The sequence below is a fragment of the Oceaniglobus ichthyenteri genome (assembly GCF_003057885.1).
Lineage (GTDB): Bacteria > Pseudomonadota > Alphaproteobacteria > Rhodobacterales > Rhodobacteraceae > Oceaniglobus > Oceaniglobus ichthyenteri.
Genome location: NZ_QAGK01000003.1, coordinates 147471 through 167999, shown reverse-complemented (window position 1 = coordinate 167999; position 20529 = coordinate 147471). Strand labels below are relative to the sequence as shown.

Here is a 20529-nt window from a genome sequence, read left to right as displayed (position 1 = left end):
CACGTAGGCTGGCGGGGTCGTATTTGGCTGGGCGGCGGGGCCATCCCGGGGATTGCGGCCAACCTCCAACAGATATGCACAATTGGCAAGTTCAACTGTGGCGCTGACGGCCTGTGCGGTTGCGCGGTTTCAGGAATGCATGCTCAACACCGCTGACCGGATTACCGGAAAGCAATCGCTGTTGGCGTGCCTGATGCCGAAGTTGCAAAATCCCAAAAACTGCCGTGAGTCCGCAGGGGTGACGCCGTGGCGCAAAACCACGGCGCGCCCGTATCATTGCAGTAATCGTGGCAACCACAAGGTCAGGATTGGAAACGCAACCAACAGGACGACACGAATGATTTCAGCAATGAAAAACGGCAAAACGCCCTTGAACGTTTCAATCATCGGCACGTCTTTCGCCAGGGATGAAATGACAAAAACGTTCATTCCAACCGGCGGTGTGATCAGGCCCAATTCAACCACAATCAACGCCAATATGCCAAACCATATCTTGAGCTCTTCGGTGCTCATGCCATAGCCCGCACCGTCGGCCCCCTGATAAATTCCGCCGTTCACTTCGACCAGAACAGGCCAGAAGAACGGAATGACCAACAGGATCATCGACAGCGAATCCATCAGGCAGCCCAACAGGATCAGCGACACAAGCAGGATCACCATGACAATCATCGGCGTCAGGCCCGAATTTGCGACCCACAACGCCGCCTCTTGCGGAAGGCCCGAGCGCGACATGAAAATCTTGAGCAGTTCAGCCCCCAACAGGATCAGATAGATCATGCCCGTGGTCGACGCGGTTTCAAGTATCGCCTCACGAAACCCTTGCCAGCTTAAATTACGCTGCAACAGTCCGAAAATGACAACCAGAAACACCCCGACCGAGGCCGCAGGCGTGGGGTTGAACAGGCCCGCGTAAATCCCGCCGATCACCAGCCCGAAGATGATGAGAACCGGAATCATGCCGATGGTTGCTTCGATGAATTCGGCCCGTTCCGGTTTACCGCCCTTGGGGCCGGATTCGGGCCAGATGGCCACATAAATCGCGATTGTCAGCAAAAACAGGATGACGGCCAGAATACCGGGAAGAAATGCAGCCATGAACATCGTGACGATATTGGCCTCGACGATGATGGCATAGATGATCAAAACGACAGATGGCGGAATAAGGATGCCCAAAACCCCGCCCGCCGCCAGCGTTCCTGTCGCCAGCGCGCCAGAGTAATTGTAGCGGCGCAATTCAGGCAGCGCGACCTTGCCCATGGTCGAAGCAGTGGCAAGAGATGATCCGCACACAGCGCCAAATCCGGCGCATCCGGCAATCGCCGCCATCGCGGTGCCGCCGGGCATCCAGCCCAGCCATGCGTTGGCGGCCCGAAACAATGCCTTGGACAATCCGGTTTTTGACGCGATTGCCCCCATCAGGATGAACATCGGCACGACCGACAAATCATAAATCGAGAATTGACCATAGGCGAGCGTCTTGAGCTGACTGAACACCAGCGCCGGGCCGTTTATCAGCATCGTGCCAATGCCACCGACCAGGATCATCGCATAGGCGATGGGTATGCGAAATGCGATCAGCCCGACCAGCGCGATCAGCCCGCCAAGGCCCAGGATCAGGGATTCAGACATGATCGCCTCCTGAGCGCATGGTTTCAGCTTCGGTCAGCAGCGTCGCGACCGCGGCCAAGGCCAGCAATGCAAGCGATATCAGGATCGGCACATAGGCCAGCCACTGAGGTATCGACAGGATTGCCGTGGTGTAATCGAACTCTTTCTGGTCCAACATCCCGTAGAACATGCGCCACAACAGGATTCCGCTGAACAATAACGCGATAACGGCCCCCAGAAACGTCAGAAACGCAATGGTGCGCGCCGAAGCCGCCGACGTAAAAATGTCGGCGGTCACGTTGGCACCTGTCACCTGGCAATAGGGAAGAAATGCAAAGACCGAAATCGCGATGCCCATCTGCGTCAGTTCGAAATCACCCGGGAACGGGCTGGCGAACAGCCCGCCGATGACCGAAAACATGTTCACCGACACCACAAGGATCAGCACGACACCGCCAAGTATCGCCCAAGCGGCGGTTATACGGCGGACAACAGCGAAAAATCCGCTGCTGTCGGTCTTTGCCGGGTTCTCCATCAGCGGGTCGCGTTCTCTTTGATGGCGGCGCGCGCCTTTTCAACCAATGCGGCACCATCGATGCCCTTGCCGTCGACCTCTTCGATCCAGCGATCAACCACCGGAAGCAGCGCCTCGTCAAATACGGCGGTTTCTTCTTCGGTCAGGGTGATGTGCTGATTGCCTGCTTCGACCGCGACATTGATGCCGAAATCGTCAACCGCGCGCCAGATCTGGCCAACTTCCTTGGGCCAATCGCCTGTCGATGCGGTGCGGAACGCCTGCTGAATTTCTTCGGGCAGGCTGTTCCAGCGGCCCTGGTTCATCGAAACCTGAAACACAGAAGTGCCAAAGCGCGCTTCGTCAGCGCCTTCGATCTGGTATTCCGTCTGCTCCTGAATCTTCAGCGGCGGAATGATTTCCCATGGAATGAACGCCCCGTCGACAACGCCTTTTTGCAGCGCGGGCGGCAGTTCGGGCACGGGCATCGATGCCGGCGACGCGCCCAGCGCTTCGATGACCCAACCACCCGAGCGGGTCGGGATGCGCATTTTCTTGCCCTTCAAATCGTCAGGGCTGCGCACTTCGGTGTCGCGCATGTGAATCGCCTGCCCCGCGTGTGTGTGCAGGAACATGACCTCAAGACCCTTGTATTCTTCCTTCAGATCGCTTTCGAACAAATCGACCATTGCCATGTTGGCGGCTGCGGGATCGTTTTTGAATACGGTAGGCAATTCAAACACTTCGGTGCGCGGAAACAGGCCCGGCGTATAACCGTTAAGTGTCCAGACAAGATCGACAACCCCATCCCTGACCTGGGAGACAAGTTCGGTCGGGCGTCCGCCCAGCGTCATCGATGGAAATATCTCGATCTCGACCTTGCCGCCCGATGCCTCGGCCACGGCATCGGCCCAGGGTTGCAACATCTGTGTATGCGCCGGCGCGTTGGCGTTCAGGAAATGGTGCAGCTTGAATTCATACTCGGCAGCAGATGCGATTCCGGCGCTGGCGGCCATGAACCCGACCGCCAATGCGGCGGTGGCGGTTCTGCGGTTCAATCGGTGGTTCATCATGTGTGTTTCCTCCCTACAGATGGTTTTGGCTATGCCTAACATATTCCTGGCTTTTGTCCCGCCATCCAACGCATTTATTTTCAGATGGCCGCAATTGGTTCAGGTCACACGCTCAATCGCGATATTCAGCAGAACCTGGCGTTTCTCCTCGGTTGCCACGCTTATCGCGCGGTCCAGCGCGGCGGGCAGGTCTGCACCGTTGGTCACGGTTTCGGTATAGGCCCGGCTTGCCTCGGCGGTGCGGGTGAAATCGGGGCTGGGTTTCAGCGCGGTCATCGGAACGTCGTTGGATCTGGCCGCCAGACCTTTGGTATAAAGCCCCTGAACCGAATGGCGGACAGCGCCCCATTCTTCGTTATTAAGCACAAGGGTGATGACCGGCAACTCAAGCGCCTCGGCCACCTGATGACAGACCGTGGGATTGGCAAACATATAGCTGCCATCGCCCATCGTTGCAAAAACCAGACGCTCGCGGTCGGCCAACTGTGCGCCAAGTGCGGCGGGAAACCCCCAGCCAAGCCCACCGGAATGGGGCTCCTGAAAATAGCTTTGGTGCGATTCCAGATCGAGCGGAACAAGCGGACAGCCAAGTTCGTGATACACGCTGGCCTTGCGCCCCTTGATTGCGCGGCCAAGGCACAGGCTGACCCAGTCCTTGGTCATTGGATTGCGGCTGCCGCCTGCGGCCTTTTCCAATGCGGCGTCGCGGTTGGTTTTTGCCAGTTCGGCAATACGCTCACGGCGCGCGGTTAACAGATCATCGTCACGATCCAACGGATTCATCGCATCAATCAGCGCATGAAGCGTTGGCGCCGTTTCACCGGCAAGGGTCACATGGGCCGGAAAATTGCGCACGGGCGTGCGGGTGAACAACGGATCGGGACCAAGCTGGATAACCTGAACATCATCGCGCAACGTCACCTTGTCGGGCCACCATGGCGCAAGACTGTTGATCACCAGAACCACATCCGCCTTGGCCAGCAAATCCTCGGGTGCGACACCGATTTGCATCGGGTGGGTCAGCGGGATCGATATCTGGTTGGCCCAATAATGGGACACCGGCAAGGCCCAGTCGGTCACGAACGCCGCAAACGCATCAAATGCGTCCTGCGACCCCGCGCCACGCTGACTGATGATCAGCGGATTTTCCGCCTTGGCCAACAGATCGGCGGCCCGGGCCAGCGACCGCGCATCGGGGCCGGTGATGACAGGGGCCATGGCCGACGGTGCATCCAACCCCTGTGCAGGCGTCTGTTCGCACAACACCTCACGCGGGAGGCTGAGGTAAATTGGCCCTTTGGGCGTTGAATTGGCAATCGCCCAGCCCCTGTCGAACAGATCAGAAACCTGCTCGGGAAACCGCAGCTCATAATCCCATTTGCAGGCCTCGCGCACCAGCGCGGTCTGATCAAACATTTCCTGCCCCCAACCGATGGGCACCGTGCGCGCGCCAAATCGATCCTTTTCCATCACCGGCGTGCGCCCCGAAATCAGCATCACGGGGATATGATCGCACGACGCGTTGATTGCCCCCGTCGCGCCATTGGACAGGCCAACATTGGTATGCAGCATCACCGACTGGATTTTGCCACTGATCTGGTAATAGCCATGTGCCATGCTGACGGCGGCCATTTCATGGGGCACGGTGATGGCGTCGGGCAGTTCGATACCGTTATGCCCGGCCTCGATCAGACCTTCGATGATGGGCGGAAAATCAGTGCCGGAATTTGCAAAAACATAATCGACGCCAAGCGCCTTGAGCTTGCCGAAAATGGCACCACCGGCGGTGACTGCCTTGCCTTGGGTATCCTTAGCCATGGGGCAAATATTCCTGCTGATCAAGGTGGGTTTTCATGCGCGCCCGGATCATTCAGCGCCACATTCACCAATCATACTTTGACATAGGGCGCGGGTTGTCAAGCCGCGCACCTGCGTGCCAACGCGCAACAGATCATCCGTTCGCCGGGGAATTTTATGCGCCCTCGTAACTGCGGATGACGAAATGTTTGGTTGCAGTTTCCAGAACATGCCAGAATCCGCGAAACCCGTTGGGGATCAGGAAACTGTCGCCGGTTTTGAATTCCTGCTCGGTGCCATCTTCAGAGATCAGTTTCACATGCCCACTCAGCAGAACGCAGAATTCATCCCGGTCTGCAAAGGCCACCCACTTGCCCGGCGTGCTGGTCCAGGTGCCGGCAATCAGCGATCCGTCTTCGGTGCTGAACCGCATCTGGGTTTCGTGCCGGGGATCGCCCTCAACAACGCGATCGGGCAAATCCGCAAGGCGACGTTTTGTGGTCGGGACGGTATCGTTGAAATCAATGACGCGCATGACGAATCCTTTATCGGTTAGCTGGCAAAATGGGTGATGCCATACAGAATGAACGACGCGATAAATACGGTCTGGGCCACGATCAGGATGATCGCCTGACCGCCGACATCGAAAATCGTTCGCAGCGATGTCTTCATACCTACGGCGGCGATGGAAACCAACAGCGCCCATTTTGACAAATCGGCCAGAAACGTCTGCGCAAACGCCGGGATCAACCCGAACGAATTGATCGCCGCCAGCAAAAGAAACATCACCACGAAAAGCGGCATCAGCGGCGGGCGTGTGCCATCGGCGGCATCGTCATCTGCAAAGGCCCGGATCACCAGCGCAAACACCAACACAACCGGCGCCAGCATGGTAACGCGGATCAGTTTGACCAGCGTTGCGGTTTCACCGGTTTCGTTGCTGACGGAAAAACCGGCACCGACAACCTGTGCCACATCGTGGATCGTACCCCCCAGAAACACACCCGCCGCCAGATCATCAAGTTCAAGCGCGGCGGTGATGATCGGATAGGCGATCATCGCAACGGTCGACAGAATGGTCACGCTGAGCACGGTAAAGATCAGGTTACGTTCGGAATGTTCGTTCTTGGGCAGAACGGCGGCGATCGCCATGGCGGCCGAGGCGCCACAAATGGCGACGGCGCCGCCCGTCAACAGCGCAAACCGCCAGCCGCGCCCCAACAATTTTGCGCCCAACAGACCAAACAGGATTGTCAGGATCACACCGGCCACAACCAGCCCGATCAGTTTTGGCCCGAGGCCGATCAACAGTTCGACACTGATCCGCGCGCCCAACAAAGCCACGCCAATGCGCAACACGGTTTTGGAGGTAAAACCGATACCGGGCACACAGCGCCCCTCTTCGGCCAGAAAATGGAATGCGATGCCCAACAACAGCGCCATCAGCATGGCAGGCGCGCCATAATGTTCGGACAAAAACTGCGCCGCGGCGGCAACAACGACCGAAACAGCGAAACCGGGACCATATGTAGAAAAGAAAACCGGGACGCGTGCGATCAGGTCACTGGGGGATGTGGTTGAATTTGCCATCTGACACTGCTTCCTTAACCGCGAGACGCGTCATGAATTGGAAATGAACCGCACCAACGGCGCGGTCATAAAGGGGTATGTGGGGAACGCGACGCGCGCGTTCCCCGGTATTTGCGGCGATCAGCCGATTTGCTGCTCTCGCATATCCGACGCCGTGATGCCAGCAACCGAAACCGGTTTTTTCATCGCATCGCGACGGAACGGCTCACCCAGTTCCTGATTCAGGACAACCTCGATAAAGGTGGTGGCATTGTCATTCATCTGTTCCTGGATTGCGGTGTTCAAGGCATCGGTCAACTGCTCCATGCCCGTAACCTGTACGCCCTTGACGCCACAGCCTTTGGCGATTTCGGCATAATTCACCCCTTCGTTCAGCTCGGTGCCGACAAAGTTGTCATCAAACCACAGGGTCGTGTTCCGCTTTTCGGCGCCCCACTGATAGTTGCGGAAGATGATCATGGTGATCGCGGGCCAATCGCCCCGGCCACATGCCGTCATTTCGTTCATCGAAATCCCAAAGGCCCCGTCACCGGCAAAGCCGACAACCGGCACGTCCGGACAGCCGATTTTCGCACCCAGGATCGCAGGCAGGCCATAACCACAGGGGCCAAACAGACCCGGCGCCAGATATTTGCGGCCCTTGTCAAAGGTTGGATAGGCGTTGCCGATGGCGCAGTTGTTGCCAATATCGGACGACACGATCGCATCGGCCGGCATGGCCGACATGATGGCGCGCCAGGCCTGGCGGGGCGACATGCGGTCGGGCTGACGATTGCGGGCGCGTTCATTCCAGGTGACGCCTTCATCGTCATCGTCTTCATGATCCATCGATGACAATTCCTGCGCCCAGCGCGATTTGGTCAGCGCGATCAGTTCTTTACGCTCTTTGCGGCCCTTGTCGCCGGCACCGTCTGCCAATTGCTCCAACAGTTGTTCGGCCACGGCCTTGGCATCGCCCTGAATGGCCACGTCAACCTTTTTGGTCAGACCAATCCGGTCGGAATTGATATCGACCTGAATGATCTTTGCATTTTGCGGCCAATAGTTGATGCCATAGCCCGGCAAGGTGGAAAACGGGTTCAAACGGTTGCCAAGCGCCAGAACGACATCGGCCTTTGCAATCAGCTCCATCGCCGCCTTTGATCCGTTGTAGCCCAGCGGCCCAACCGCCAGAGGGTGCGAACCGGGAAACGCATCATTGTGCTGATAGCCACAGGCCACCGGGGCATCCAACGCTTCGGCCAGTTTCGCCGAGGCATCGATACCGCCCGACAAGATCACGCCGGCACCGTTCAGGATGACCGGGAATTCGGCCTCGGACAGCAGCTTGGCCGCCTCTTTCACCGCTTGGGTGCCGCCCTGTGGGCGCTCCAGGCGGATGATCTGGGGCAGTTCGATGTCAATCACCTGGGTCCAGTAATCGCGCGGGATGTTGATTTGTGCCGGGGCACAGCCGCGCCACGCCTTTTCAATCACCCGGTTCAGAACTTCGGCCATACGCGACGGATCGCGCACTTCTTCCTGATAACACACCATATCTTCGAACAGTTTCATCTGTTCGATTTCCTGAAAACCGCCCTGCCCGATGGTTTTGTTGGCCGCCTGGGGCGTGACCAACAGCATCGGAGTGTGGTTCCAATAGGCGGTCTTGATCGGGGTGACAAAGTTGGTGATGCCCGGGCCGTTCTGGGCAATCGCCATCGACATCTTGCCCGATGCGCGGGTGTAGCCATCGGCGATCATGCCGCCCGATGTTTCATGGGCGCAATCCCAGAATTTGATGCCCGCATCGGGGAACAAATCGGAAATCGGCATCATCGCCGACCCGATAATGCCAAACGCATTATCGATGCCGTGCATTTGCAAAACCTTAACAAAGGCCTCTTCTGTAGTCATTTTCATGTTGGTCATCCTTTGAGAAAGGTTTCAGAGAATCTCGTCGTTCAGGTAATAATAGGGATACATGACCCGCTGGCCCAAACGCCGGAACGGTGTCAAAATCCCGTGGCTGGGCAGCGGCGAAGTAAAGATCGGCAGATCCAGTTCTTGCCCCTTGCCCGCAACCAGTTGCGCCATGCGTTTGCCCGCCTGGGCAGAATACATCACGCCGTTTCCGCCATAACCCAGGGCATAATAGATCGTCTGTTTCTTGTCGGGCTGGAAAATGCGCGGCATCATGTCGTGGCTGACATCGACCCAACCCCACCATGAATAATCCAGCTCGATCCCCTCAAGCACGGGAAATTTACGGTGAAGCCCCTTTTGCAACAGCGCAAGATGTTTGGGGTTTTCCGCATCCGGCCCGGTGATCGCGCTGCGGCTGCCGATCTGTACACGATCATCAGGCAAGAACCGGTAATAGTGGCGCAAGGTGCGCGTATCGGTCAGCGGTGATTTCACCTGAAACCCGCATTCGGCCTTTTCTTCGTCGGTCAGGGGGCGGGTGACGATCGAATTTGACAGGATCGGCATCAACCGGTGCTTGGTCTTTTCGTTCAGGCCCGGCGGCGTGTAGCCTGCGGTTGCCAATGCCACGGCGCGCGCGCGCACTGTCCCGCCCGGTGTTGTCAGATGATGCACACCGTTCTTGGTTTTCCATCCCATCACAGGGCTGGCGGGGTGGATTTTTGCCCCCAGTTTGCGCGCCAGACGGACATAGCTGAACGCCAGCTTGGCCGCATGAACGCAGGTGCCGTCAGGCTCCCACATGGCGCCTACGGCCTCTTGGTCGCGCACATGGCTTTCGTGCAGTTCGTCGCGCCCGATCATCCGCGAGCCATAGCCGAACACATCGTTGAGAAGCGCGCTTTCCTTCTCCAACTTCGGCATCATCTTGTCGCGATGCGCCATATAGTAATGGCCGCCGGTCTGAGGATCACAGTCGATGTCATCCGATCCGATCAGATCGTTGAACAGTTCGAACGCTTCGACCACTTCGTTGTGCATCTTCTTGGCGACATCGACGCCCCAGCGTTGAATCCACTGTGACCGTTTCAGTCGGCCAGACGAAATTTGCGCCTGACCGCCGTTGCGTGTGGAACACCCCCAAGCCACGGCGTTTGCCTCAAGAACGACGGCCTTGATGCCGTGTTCTTTGGCAAGGTGAATCGCCGTTGACAGACCGGTATAGCCCGACCCGATAATGGCCACATCAACATCAACATCACCGCTGATCGGGCCATCGTCCTGGGGCACGTCGCCCGCTGTGTCGACCCAATAGGTCGGCGCATGGGCCCGGTTGTGACCGGGGCCTGCATCGATGATTGGATCATAGCGCGGATCATAGCTGGCCTTGGGCCAGTGTTTTGGTCTTTTAGAGTCAAGCATCTGAATGCTCCGTCAACTAAATAAGGGGTTACGCTGCTTTGAATGGGGGGCGGGATTTGCGCAGCGCCTGTTTGACGACGATCTTGCCATCACGCAGCGTGAACAGATCTGCACCTTCGGCTTCGACGCGCATACCGTCGGCGCCAGTGCCCGAAAACGTCCATTCCGATACGGCGCGGTCCCCGTGCACAAAGTGGCTGTGGTGATCCCAATGGGCGTCTTTCATCCCGCCCCAGACGGCCGAAAACGCATCGGCAATGGCTTTGGCACCTTCGATTTTCGTGCCGTACACCTGATCGCCGCCGACGGTGTAAAACACGCAATCATCGGCGAAATGGGTCATCACGCCATCGATATCGTGGCGGTTGAACGCATCAAACGTATCGGCAAGATCTTTGGCTGTGAGTGTCGTGGACATGTCGTGTCTCCTATTTCGGGTTATTTTTTGATGTTGCGGCCATCGTCGTTGTATGGGACGATGAGTGTGGGGATATCGGCGCGGCGCAGCACACGTTTGGCCACCGTGCCAAGAAAGGTTTGCGTGAACCCATGATCATGGGCGCCCAGAACGATCAGGTCACATTTCAGCTCGCGCGCACGTCGCAAGATGACCTCGGCCGGGTGGCCTTCGATCACTTCGATTGAGGTGACCTGTTCGCGGATCTTTGCCGCGTCACCCGTAAGTGCGCTCCAGAAACGTTCCTGACGCTCGTCCAAAAGCTGCGCGATCATCTCGCCGCGTTGCTCAATCGCGCGTTTGCGCGACTCGGCGTTCAGCATGAACATTTCCAAAGCCACGCGCGCATCATCAGACAGAGGTTCGCTGACATGCAACACGTGGATTTCGGCCCGTGTTGCCTGTGCCAGACTTGCCGCATTGCGCAACGCATAGGTAGAGTTCTCTGACAAATCTGTCGCGAACAGAATATTGGTGATCATCGGTTGCATGGTTTTCCCTTTCCCGATCAGTAGCCAAACATGCGCGGCAGCCAGAGCGACAGCTCGGGGAAGAACGCGATGATGAAAATGGCGGTCGTATTCACAGCCGCAAAAGGCAAAGCGCGGATCGAGATGTTTTCGATTGATATGTTCGAAATGCCCGACGCGATGAACAGGTTTTCGCCCAGTGGCGGGGTCTGAAACCCGATACCCAGCGTACAAATCATCACCACGCCAAAGTGGATCGGATCAATCCCCATGTTATACGCCACAGGCAACATCACCGGCACCAGGATCAGGATCGCGGCCAGCGTTTCCATGAACATCCCGACAAACAGCAGGAAAAAGATGATCAGCGCCCAGATGATATAGATGTTATCGGTCAGTGACAGCATCCCGTTGGCAATGATCGCGGGGATCTGATTTTCAACCAATAACCGGCCAAACACCGTGGCGGTGAACAGGATCAACAGAACCCGGCCCGACAACCACGTGGTGGTTTCAAGCGCACGGTTCAGAGATTCAAACGTCAGTTCGCGATAGATCACGATGCCCACGAACAGGGTATAGAAAATCGCAACAATCGCGGCCTCGGTGGGGGTGAAGAACCCGGTATAGATCCCGCCCAGAATGACAACCGGCGCCATCAGCGACCAAAATCCGCGATAAAGCTCGCAAAAAATGTTGCGCGCTGACCAGCCTTCGGCAGACCCGGTATAGCCATGCTTGCGGCACAGGATCCAGTTCATGATCAGCAGGCTGCCGGCAATCACAAAGGCCGGAATAAAGCCCGCGATGAACAGTTTCGAAATCGAAACAGTCTGGAAATATCCAAATTTTTCAACAGCTTCAGGCGGGGCCATCATGCCCAATGCAGCGATGCCAAAAATAACCATCGGGATTGACGGTGGAATGACAATGCCAAGCCCCCCAGCCGACGCCGTCACCGCCGAGGCATAGCCCCGGTCATAGCCGCGTTTGATCATCGCGGGGATCATCAACATGCCCACAGCCGCGGTCGTGGCCGGGCCAGACCCCGAAATCGCGCCAAAGAAAAGACAGCCCACAACAGTTGCCGCCGACATGCCGCCGGTGAACGGCCCTGCCAGGCTTTCGGCAACATTGATCAGACGGCGCGAAATGCCCGCGGCCTCCATCAATGCCCCGGCCAGAATGAACGCGGGCAAAGCCATCAGCGGGAATGATCCCACCGACGTGAATGCAATCTGGACAAATTTGATAGGGTTTTCACCCAGGTACAAGAACGAGATCATCGACGAAACGCCAAGCGCAACGGTGATCGGCGCACCCAGAAACAGCAAACCCAAAAAAGTGCTGAACAGGATGGTTACGATTTCATTTTCCATAAAAGTGTTCCCTGTCGCCGCTTACGCGTCTTTGTCGGATTTGAAGTCATCAAGATCGATCTTGTCGGGGTCTTTCACGTCGATACCTTTGAAAAGCTTGAGGTAATTGACCTGAATGATCCGCACCGTCATCAGCGTGAACGCCAGCGGCAAGACCATGTAAATCCACTTCATCTCGATCCCGAGCGTTTGGGATTTCCAGAATTTGTTCATCTTGTTGAAAACAAAATCCCCGGCGAGGTAGACAAAATAGACGTTGAACGCGATCCAGAACAGATCGGCAAACCCTTCGATCCACTTGATCCAGGAGCGTGGAAGCATACCGAATTGAAATGTCACCCGGTTATGCGCGCTCATCTTGGCGGCATAGCTTGCGCCAAAGAAAACGAACCACACAAACATGTAGACCGACAGTTCTTCGATCCATGAAAATGAATGGCCAAACATCTCGCGCGAGACGATTTGGGTAAAGAGCAGCGCGACGAACATCACCAGTAATGCCCGGCAGAGATAGCTTTCGATGTTATTGAGAACGTTCCAAAAACGGGTCATCACAGGGCCTCCTCCCAGAGTGGGAAGCGCGCATCATGCGCGCCCCCCGTTCGTGATTTTACTGGACGGGGTCACGGCCCAAAGCGGTCAGCACTTCGTTCAGCTTTTCAACACCACCGATGGAGTCGTAAAACTGGGGCCAGACAGCGTCTGTCGCCAGTTGGATGAATTCTGCTTCATCATCGGCCGGATCAGAAATTTCCATCCCGCGCGATACCAGCTCGGCCTTGATGGTTTCTTCTTCGGCTTTCAGGAACTCGGCTGAAAACTCAGTCGCGGTTTTACCGGCGGCCAGAACGGCGGCCTGATCGTCGGCTGACAGTCCCTGAAACAGCTCTTCTGACACGACCAGCGGCTCGATCGAGAAGAGATAGCGCAGGTTGGTGATGTATTTTTGAACTTCGTCAAATTTCATCGCATAAACAGTGATATAAGGGTTATCCTGTCCGTCGACGACCTTTTGTTGCAGACCGGTGAAGGTTTCGGACCATGCCATCGGGGTCGGGTTCACGCCCCATGATTTATATGTGGCGATCATGATTTCGTTCTTTGGAACGCGGATCACCAGACCATCCAGATCGGCAACGGATTCAACCGGACGGACCGAGTTTGTCAAAACGCGGAACCCCGAATAGGCCCAACCGATAATCCGCACACCGGCGTCGCGGATCGTGTTTTCGATCAATTCTTCGCCGATGGGCCCTTGGGTCACCTTTACAGCGTCTTCAAGGCTCAGGATCACATAAGGCAATGTCAGCGTGCCAACCGAAGGCGAGAACGGCGTGATGTTGTTGATCGCCAGAATCGAAAAATCCAGCGTGCCCATTGCCATGTCATTGACGGTCGCCTGTTCGGCGCCAAGCTGACCGTTCAAGAACAACGATCCCGTGTGGTTGCCACCGGTGTTTTCTTCGAGGGCAGTGATGAATGCCTTGCCCAGTGCCTCTTGTGTGCCGCCGGCACCGTCGCCGACCGCGATCTTGAAATTGTCAGCCTGGGCCGCGCCCATGCCCATGACCAAAGTCGTGGCGGCGATGCTTGTCGCGGCCTTGATCCGTGAAATAAATGCCATTCTATCCTCCAAATGTTGCGTGCGCAAAAGCGCGATGCTTGAAGGAAATCGTGTTCCCCCCTTCAAGTCGACGCAGCAGTATGTCGAAAAGATGATTCGGCGTTAGGTCCAGGATCGTTATTGACTTAGACCAGTTTCGTTGGCCAAGATAACCAATGGAAAAAGTCCGCATCGCAGCCGAAGTGTTCTTCCTTGACCGGCAATCAGCCCGCCCGTTGCAGGCGCAAATCAGGGAAACGGTTGTAAACGCCATCCTTTCCGGACAGGCCCAGATCGGGGCGCTGATGCCGTCGTCGCGCAAACTGGCGGCGCATCTAGGGGTTGCGCGCATGACCGTGACCCTCGCGTTTCAGGAATTGGTCGATCAGGAATATCTGACACCTTTGGACCGCAGCGGATATATGGTTGCCGATTCCGGTGCCCTGCCCCGCCTGCCAATCGGGCGAAACGCCAAGCCGGTGGAATCCAGCGAAGTCTGGCGCAACGCGCTTTCGGAAAACCTGGCAAACCGTCGTCGGATTGTAAAACCCAAAGACTGGCACGCGCTGCCCTATCCCTTTGTTTTCGGGCAAATGGATCCGACGATATTCAAACATTCCGCATGGCGTGAATGTGCCCGTCAGGCGATGGGTCGGCGTGATTTTGATGAAATGGCCGGCGATCATGCGACCGATGATCCGATGCTTGTAAATTACGTGCTGTCCCGGATGCTGCCACGTCGCGGTATCAACGCGACGCCGCAACAAGTGCTGATCACGGTGGGCGCCCAGAACGCAATCTGGTTGGCGATCGAGCTTTTGACACGCACGCCCCTGAAGGCCGTGTGCGAAAACCCCGGCTATCCCGATACCCTTCAGGCGTTACGCTGGTGTGGCGCCGATGTTTCCACCGTGGATGTCGATGAACACGGGTTGAACCCCGACAAAATACCCCCTGGCACACAGGCCGTGTTCGTCACCCCCAGCCATCATGCGCCCACCGGAGCCACAATGCCACGCAGTCGGCGCGAACGCTTGCTTGCCGATGCCAAAGCCCGCGACATGGTCATCATCGAAGATGACTATCAGTTCGAGATGAGCTTTATCGAACCGCCCAGCCCCGCCCTCAAGGCGTTGGATGTCGATGAACGCGTGCTTTACGCGGGGAGCTTTTCCAAGGCGCTGTTTCCCGGCCTGCGCCTTGGATATCTGGTTGGCCCCGAACGGGTGATTGCCGAAGCGCGCGAATTACGCTCGCTGATGTTGCGCCACCCACCGGGGCATCTTCAAAGAACGGCGGCATATTTTCTGGCCCAAGGGCACTATGATCTGTTGATCCGCGATCTGCGCCAGCAATTTGCACAGCGTCGCAAAACAATGCTGGACGCCTTGCAACACAGTTGCCTTACGGTTGCGGGCGCGGCGCGCTTTGGCGGCTCCAGCCTGTGGGTAAAAGCCCCGGATGGCATTGATACCGTTCAACTTGCCGCTGCCCTGTTGCAAGACGGCGTTTTCATTGAACCCGGTGCGCCGTTTTTCGATAACGACAATGCCCCGACTGAATATTTTCGCCTCGGCTATTCCGCAATACCGGTTGATCGCATCCAGAAAGGCATTGATTTGATCAATGCGCGGATCTCAAACCTGTAACAGATTCGCACCCCAGACCTTGAGGTGCCCCGTCTGCCCCTCTGCGTTCACGCATTATTGTACCTCATCATTCCATTGCGACATCTCTGCCTATTGCACATGACAGATGTGAACATATAGTGAACAGCATGACAAAACTGACCCTGCAGACCAAACTTGCGATCCTGTCGGACGCTGCGAAATACGATGCCTCTTGCGCGTCCAGCGGCACATCACGCCGCACATCCCGCGACGGCACGGGATTGGGCAGCACAACGGGCAGCGGCATCTGCCATGCCTATGCGCCCGATGGCCGCTGTATCAGCCTTCTGAAAATTCTGATGACGAATTTCTGCATATATGACTGTGCATATTGCGTGAACCGGGTCAGTTCGAACGTCGAACGGGCGCGATTTACGCCAGAAGAAGTGGTGCACCTCACGCTTGAGTTTTACCGGCGCAATTATATCGAAGGGCTGTTCCTGTCCTCGGGCATCATCAAAAGTTCGGACGCCACAATGTCTGATATGGTGCGCATCGCCCGCACCCTTAGAACCGAACATAATTTTCGGGGCTACATCCACCTGAAAACCATCCCCGACGCCGATCCCCTGCTGATCGAAGAGGCGGGGCTTTTTGCCGACCGTCTGTCGATCAACGTGGAATTGCCCACCGATGCCGCGGTCAAATCCTATGCGCCTGAAAAGAACCCCGATGAAATTCGCCGCACCATGGCCAATGTGCGGTTGCGCAAGGATGCCGGGCGCGAACGGTCGCACACTGGCAAACGGCCGCCCAAATTTGCCCCCGCCGGGCAAAGCACCCAGATGATCGTGGGTGCCGACAATAGCACAGATGCAACAATCCTGGGCCAAAGCACCCGTCTTTACAGCAGTTATCACCTTAAACGTGTGTATTATTCTGCCTTTTCACCGATTCCGGATGCCACCGCGAAATTGCCGCTGATCCGCCCCCCATTGGCGCGGGAACATCGGCTGTATCAGGCTGATTGGCTGTTGCGGTTTTACGGGTTTGACGTTGGTGAAATCACCGGCGCGTCACCCGATGGCAATCTGGATTTGGCGATTGATCCCAAATTGGCCTGGGCGCTGGCCAACCGCGCGCAATTTCCGATGGATGTGAACCGTGCGTCGCGCGAAATGCTGCTGCGCGTGCCGGGCTTTGGCGCAAAAACCGTGGGGCGCATTCTGTCTACCCGGCGTCACCGCACCTTGCGCTATGACGATTTGTTGCGCATGGGCGCGTCAATGACCAAGGCCCGCGCCTTTGTCACCTTGCTTGATTGGACGCCGGGCGCCCTGACCGACAGCAGCGATTTGCGCGCAAGATTTGCACCGCCCCCTGAACAGCTGAGCTTGTTTTAGGGCCGCATATGCCGACGGTCCACATCCCCATGCGCCATTCGGATACCGCGTTTCGGGAGGCGGCGCGCGGCCTTTTGGGCAGTGCCACCGCGCCGGAACATGTGATCTGGCAGTTTGATAACGCCGACGGCGATTTGTTTGCCGCGCCGCCACCCCCGGTCGGGCCAAATAAACACCTGTCGGTCCCGCGCGCCTATGTTGATCTGATGAATGTGGCGGTCTGGCACTCTGATCCGCAGCGGTTTGGCCGGTTATACACGCTGTTGTGGCGGTTGCGCGACAGGCCCGGCCTGATGTCGGATCGCGGCGATCAAGGGCTGGCAAAGCTGCGCGAGATGGAAAAAGCGGTGCGCCGCGACAAACACAAGATGACCGCCTTTGTGCGGTTTCGTGAAATCGATGGTGGGGCGCGCCGCCGCTTTGCCGCGTGGTTCGAACCGACCCATTTCATCACCGAACCCACCGCGCCGTTTTTCGCCAATCGGTTTGGTGATATGGATTGGATCATCCAGACACCGCACCTGACCGCGCATTTCGAAAGCGGCAAGATTCGGTTCAGCGATGGTGTAACCAAACCGCCCCTGCCCGACGACGCAACCGAGGATTTATGGCGCACTTATTATGCCAATATCTTCAATCCGGCCCGGTTGAAGGTGAAAGCGATGCAGGCGGAAATGCCGAAAAAATATTGGAAAAACCTGCCCGAGGCCACGCTGATCCCCGATATGATCGCCCAGGCCGAACGCCGCGCCCGTGACATGCAAGAGGCCACACCAACCCTGCCGCCGCTGCGCAGTGACCGGATTTTGGCCCGTTTGCCCGTGGCCCCCACGCCTGACGCACTGAATGCCTGCATCCGCTGCCCGTTGTACAAATCCGCGACACAGGCGGTGCCGGGCGAAGGGCCCCGTGATGCCGACGTGATGATCGTGGGCGAACAACCCGGCGATCACGAGGATCTGTCGGGCCGCCCTTTTGTCGGCCCCGCCGGGCAACTGTTTGATGGGGTGGCGAAACAGGTGGGTTTGGCGCGGGAGCGGGTGTTTATTACCAATGCGGTAAAACATTTCAAATTCACCGCCCGGGGCAAACGCCGCATTCACCAACGCCCCGACGCCCCCGAAATTGAGGCATGCAAATGGTGGCTGAACGGTGAAATAGCCGAAATATCACCCCGGTTGATCCTGGCCATGGGCGCGACCGCCGCGCAGGCGCTGACCGGCAGTGGCAAGAACATCGGCCAAAGGCGCGGCAAGATTGAACACCACAATGGTCAGGATATCCTGATCACCTATCACCCGTCCTATTTGTTGCGGGTGCCCGATGCTGAATTGCGCGATCGCGATACAGCGCTGTTTCGCGCCGATCTGGAACAGGCCGCAACCTGGATCAGGTGTTGAACAAGAAGTGCAGCACATCGCCATCCTTGACGATGTAACTTTTCCCCTCAATCCGCATTTTACCCGCCTCTTTCACCGCATTCTCACCGCCTAACGTTACAAAATCGTTAAACGCAATGGTTTCGGCGCGAATGAAACCTTTTTCAAAATCGCCGTGAATCACCCCTGCCGCTTGGGGCGCGGCGGTGCCTTTGGCCACGGTCCAGGCGCGGGCCTCTTTCGGGCCAACGGTGAAATATGTTTCTAGGCCCAGCAATTCATAACCGGCGCGAATCAACCGATCCAGCCCCGCTTCCTCCAGACCCAATTCGCCCAGAAACATCTCGGCCTCGTCCGATTCAAGTTGGCTGATTTCTTCTTCGATCTTGGCGGAAATCACCACAATGCCCGCGCCCTGCTCTTCCGCCATTTTTGCCACCGCCGCGGAATGGGCATTGCCGCTGGCGGCTTCATCCTCGGCGACGTTGCACACGAACAAGATCGGTTTGCTGGTCAGAAGTTGCAGCAATTTCCATGCCTTGGCGTCGTCTTCGGGCACATCGACGGTGCGCGCCGGTTTGCCGTTTTCCAACGCGGTTTTGGCCTGTTGCAACAGGCGTTCCTGCTGCACCGCCTCCTTGTCGCCACCGCGCACCTTGCGCGACAGGCCCGCCAGACGGCGTTCGACCGAATCAAGATCGGCCAGCATCAGTTCGGTTTCGATGGTTTCGGCATCGGCCACGGGATCAACCCGGTCTTCCACATGGGTCACATCGCCGTCTTCAAAACAGCGCAACACATGAGCAATCGCATCGCATTCGCGGATATTGGCCAAAAACTGGTTGCCCAACCCTTCGCCCCGGCTGGCCCCTTTAACCAGACCCGCGATATCGACAAATGTCATCCGGGTGGGGATTATAGTCTTGGATTTTGCAATTTCGGCCAGTTTTTCAAGCCGCGCGTCGGGCACGGCCACTTCGCCCACGTTGGGTTCAATCGTGCAAAACGGAAAATTCGCGGCCTGTGCGGCGGCGGTTTTGGTCAGCGCGTTGAACAGGGTCGATTTGCCCACGTTCGGCAATCCGACGATCCCCATTTTAAACCCCATGGCGCGCTCTCCTTACATGAAACTCGGCGGGTTCTAGGGCGGCGCGCCCAAAGGTGCAAGGTTATCTGCTGCGCCGGTCCTCACGCGCCTGATAGATCAACAACCAGGCCAGCAAGATAAAGATCGGATGGCCCAGCCCCCCGGAAATCAGGATCGCAGGCACCCAGATCAGGAACACGATGATCGACACAAAAATCCGACCCGTCAAAAGGATCGAAAGTGGCGGCAAAAACAGGGCAAGAACATAATTCATCGGACCAATATGGGGAGTTTGCAGCCCAAGACAAGGCAGGCATTGATCTTGTCCGCCAATTCGCGCAAACCCCGTGGGGTAAAAAGGGGGATCATCATGTCACGGATCGACGCCAAATTCGCAGACCTGCGCGCACAGGGTAAAAAAGCATTCGTATCCTACATCATGGCGGGCGATCCCGATTTTGACACCTCACTTGCGTTGGTCAAAGGGTTACCAGGGGCCGGGGTTGACGTGATCGAATTGGGCTTGCCATTTACCGATCCGATGGCCGATGGCGAAACGATCCAACTGGCCGGTCAGCGCGCGCTTGAGGGCGGCATGACCCTGAACCGCACACTGGATCTGGCCCGGCAATTCCGCGAAAACGATGATACGACGCCGATTGTGTTGATGGGATATTACAATCCGATCTATTCGCGCGGCGTGGATACATTTCTGAAACAGGCAAAAGAGGCGGGCATTGATGGGCTGATCATTGTTGATCTGCCCCCCGAAGAAGACGCCGAACTGTGCATTCCCGCCCAGGCGGCGGGGCTGAATTTCATCCGTCTGGCCACCCCCACGACCGATAACAAACGCCTGCCCAAAGTCATGCAGAACACCAGCGGTTTTGTATATTATGTTTCGATTACCGGCATCACCGGCGCCGCCGCACCCGAAGCGGGCGATGTCGCCCCCGAGGTCGCGCGGATCAAAGCCGCCACCGACCTGCCTGTGATCGTGGGCTTTGGCATCCGCACGCCCGAGGCCAGTCAGGCGATTGCCGCCATCGCCGATGGCTGTGTTGTCGGCTCGGCCATTGTCAGCGAACTGGCGTCGGGCAAATCCGTTGACGAGGTGTTGACCTTTGTCAAAACCCTGTCGGATGGCGCGCACCGGGCCTAAGATCATCGCGCCCGCGTCTTCACTTATGCCATTGCCCGGCCCTGCGTGAAACGGTAACGTTTTCTGACCA

At 57.2% G+C, this 20529-nt stretch carries 19 protein-coding genes; 4 read left to right on the top strand and 15 right to left on the bottom strand.

All coding sequences use genetic code 11. The annotated features are described in order from the left end of the window. Positions 1–273: 273 nt before the first annotated feature. The 13 genes from C8265_RS06220 to C8265_RS06160 form a co-directional block, all read right to left on the bottom strand. A complete protein-coding gene (locus tag C8265_RS06220) occupies positions 274–1629 on the bottom strand; it encodes a TRAP transporter large permease (RefSeq protein ID WP_108483136.1) in 1356 nt (451 codons plus the stop codon). Then, positions 1622–2143, bottom strand: a complete 522-nt coding sequence (locus tag C8265_RS06215; protein WP_108483135.1) for a TRAP transporter small permease — start codon at positions 2141–2143, stop codon at positions 1622–1624. The genes C8265_RS06220 and C8265_RS06215 overlap by 8 nt, the downstream gene beginning before the upstream one ends. Further along, the gene (locus C8265_RS06210; RefSeq protein WP_240610996.1) at positions 2143–3195 is read right to left on the bottom strand and encodes a TRAP transporter substrate-binding protein; all 1053 of its coding nucleotides are present in this window, start codon (positions 3193–3195) and stop codon (positions 2143–2145) included. Before C8265_RS06210 ends, C8265_RS06215 begins: the two co-directional genes overlap by 1 nt. A gap of 99 nt (positions 3196–3294) precedes the next feature. Beyond that, entirely contained in the window at positions 3295–5013 is a 1719-nt protein-coding gene (locus C8265_RS06205) for a thiamine pyrophosphate-requiring protein (RefSeq protein WP_108483134.1), read from the bottom strand. 154 nt (positions 5014–5167) lie between these two features. Next, on the bottom strand, positions 5168–5527 hold the full coding sequence (locus tag C8265_RS06200) for a cupin domain-containing protein (protein ID WP_108483133.1): 360 nt from the start codon (positions 5525–5527) through the stop codon (positions 5168–5170). Between the two features lie 17 nt (positions 5528–5544). Next, complete coding sequence (locus C8265_RS06195) at positions 5545–6582, bottom strand: YeiH family protein (protein WP_108483132.1); 1038 nt, start codon at positions 6580–6582, stop codon at positions 5545–5547. Positions 6583–6702: 120 nt separating this feature from the next. Further along, positions 6703–8484, bottom strand: a complete 1782-nt coding sequence (gene xsc, locus C8265_RS06190) for a sulfoacetaldehyde acetyltransferase (protein WP_108483338.1) — start codon at positions 8482–8484, stop codon at positions 6703–6705. A gap of 24 nt (positions 8485–8508) precedes the next feature. Continuing rightward, on the bottom strand, positions 8509–9909 hold the full coding sequence (locus C8265_RS06185; protein WP_108483131.1) for an NAD(P)/FAD-dependent oxidoreductase: 1401 nt from the start codon (positions 9907–9909) through the stop codon (positions 8509–8511). Positions 9910–9937: 28 nt separating this feature from the next. Next, positions 9938–10327: a nuclear transport factor 2 family protein gene (locus C8265_RS06180; protein WP_108483130.1), complete on the bottom strand. Its 390-nt coding sequence runs from the start codon at positions 10325–10327 to the stop codon at positions 9938–9940. A 20-nt stretch (positions 10328–10347) separates the two neighbouring features. Continuing rightward, positions 10348–10857, bottom strand: coding sequence for a universal stress protein (locus C8265_RS06175; protein ID WP_108483129.1), 510 nt, complete (start codon positions 10855–10857; stop codon positions 10348–10350). Positions 10858–10874: 17 nt separating this feature from the next. Continuing rightward, a complete protein-coding gene (locus tag C8265_RS06170) occupies positions 10875–12215 on the bottom strand; it encodes a TRAP transporter large permease (protein WP_108483128.1) in 1341 nt (446 codons plus the stop codon). 21 nt (positions 12216–12236) lie between these two features. Continuing rightward, positions 12237–12767: a TRAP transporter small permease gene (locus C8265_RS06165; protein WP_108483127.1), complete on the bottom strand. Its 531-nt coding sequence runs from the start codon at positions 12765–12767 to the stop codon at positions 12237–12239. 58 nt (positions 12768–12825) lie between these two features. Further along, complete coding sequence (locus tag C8265_RS06160; protein WP_108483126.1) at positions 12826–13839, bottom strand: TRAP transporter substrate-binding protein; 1014 nt, start codon at positions 13837–13839, stop codon at positions 12826–12828. Positions 13840–13994: 155 nt separating this feature from the next. Between C8265_RS06160 and pdxR the strand changes: the two genes are divergently transcribed. The 3 genes from pdxR to C8265_RS06145 all read left to right on the top strand — a co-directional run bounded on the left by pdxR (position 13995) and on the right by C8265_RS06145 (position 18231). Further along, positions 13995–15467, top strand: a complete 1473-nt coding sequence (gene pdxR, locus C8265_RS06155; RefSeq protein WP_108483125.1) for a MocR-like pyridoxine biosynthesis transcription factor PdxR — start codon at positions 13995–13997, stop codon at positions 15465–15467. A gap of 128 nt (positions 15468–15595) precedes the next feature. Continuing rightward, a complete protein-coding gene (locus C8265_RS06150; protein WP_108483124.1) occupies positions 15596–16831 on the top strand; it encodes a putative DNA modification/repair radical SAM protein in 1236 nt (411 codons plus the stop codon). A gap of 8 nt (positions 16832–16839) precedes the next feature. Further along, positions 16840–18231: a UdgX family uracil-DNA binding protein gene (locus C8265_RS06145; protein ID WP_108483123.1), complete on the top strand. Its 1392-nt coding sequence runs from the start codon at positions 16840–16842 to the stop codon at positions 18229–18231. Here C8265_RS06145 and ychF read toward each other — a convergent pair. Both ychF and C8265_RS06135 read right to left on the bottom strand, forming a co-directional pair. Beyond that, positions 18221–19318, bottom strand: a complete 1098-nt coding sequence (gene ychF / locus C8265_RS06140) for a redox-regulated ATPase YchF (RefSeq protein ID WP_108483122.1) — start codon at positions 19316–19318, stop codon at positions 18221–18223. The two genes, C8265_RS06145 and ychF, sit on opposite strands and share 11 nt — an antisense overlap. Before the next feature lie 61 nt (positions 19319–19379). Then, positions 19380–19571, bottom strand: a complete 192-nt coding sequence (locus C8265_RS06135) for a hypothetical protein (protein ID WP_108483121.1) — start codon at positions 19569–19571, stop codon at positions 19380–19382. 96 nt (positions 19572–19667) lie between these two features. On the opposite strand from C8265_RS06135, the gene trpA reads away from it, so the two are divergent. Next, complete coding sequence (trpA, locus tag C8265_RS06130; protein ID WP_108483337.1) at positions 19668–20459, top strand: tryptophan synthase subunit alpha; 792 nt, start codon at positions 19668–19670, stop codon at positions 20457–20459. Positions 20460–20529 lie beyond the last annotated feature (70 nt).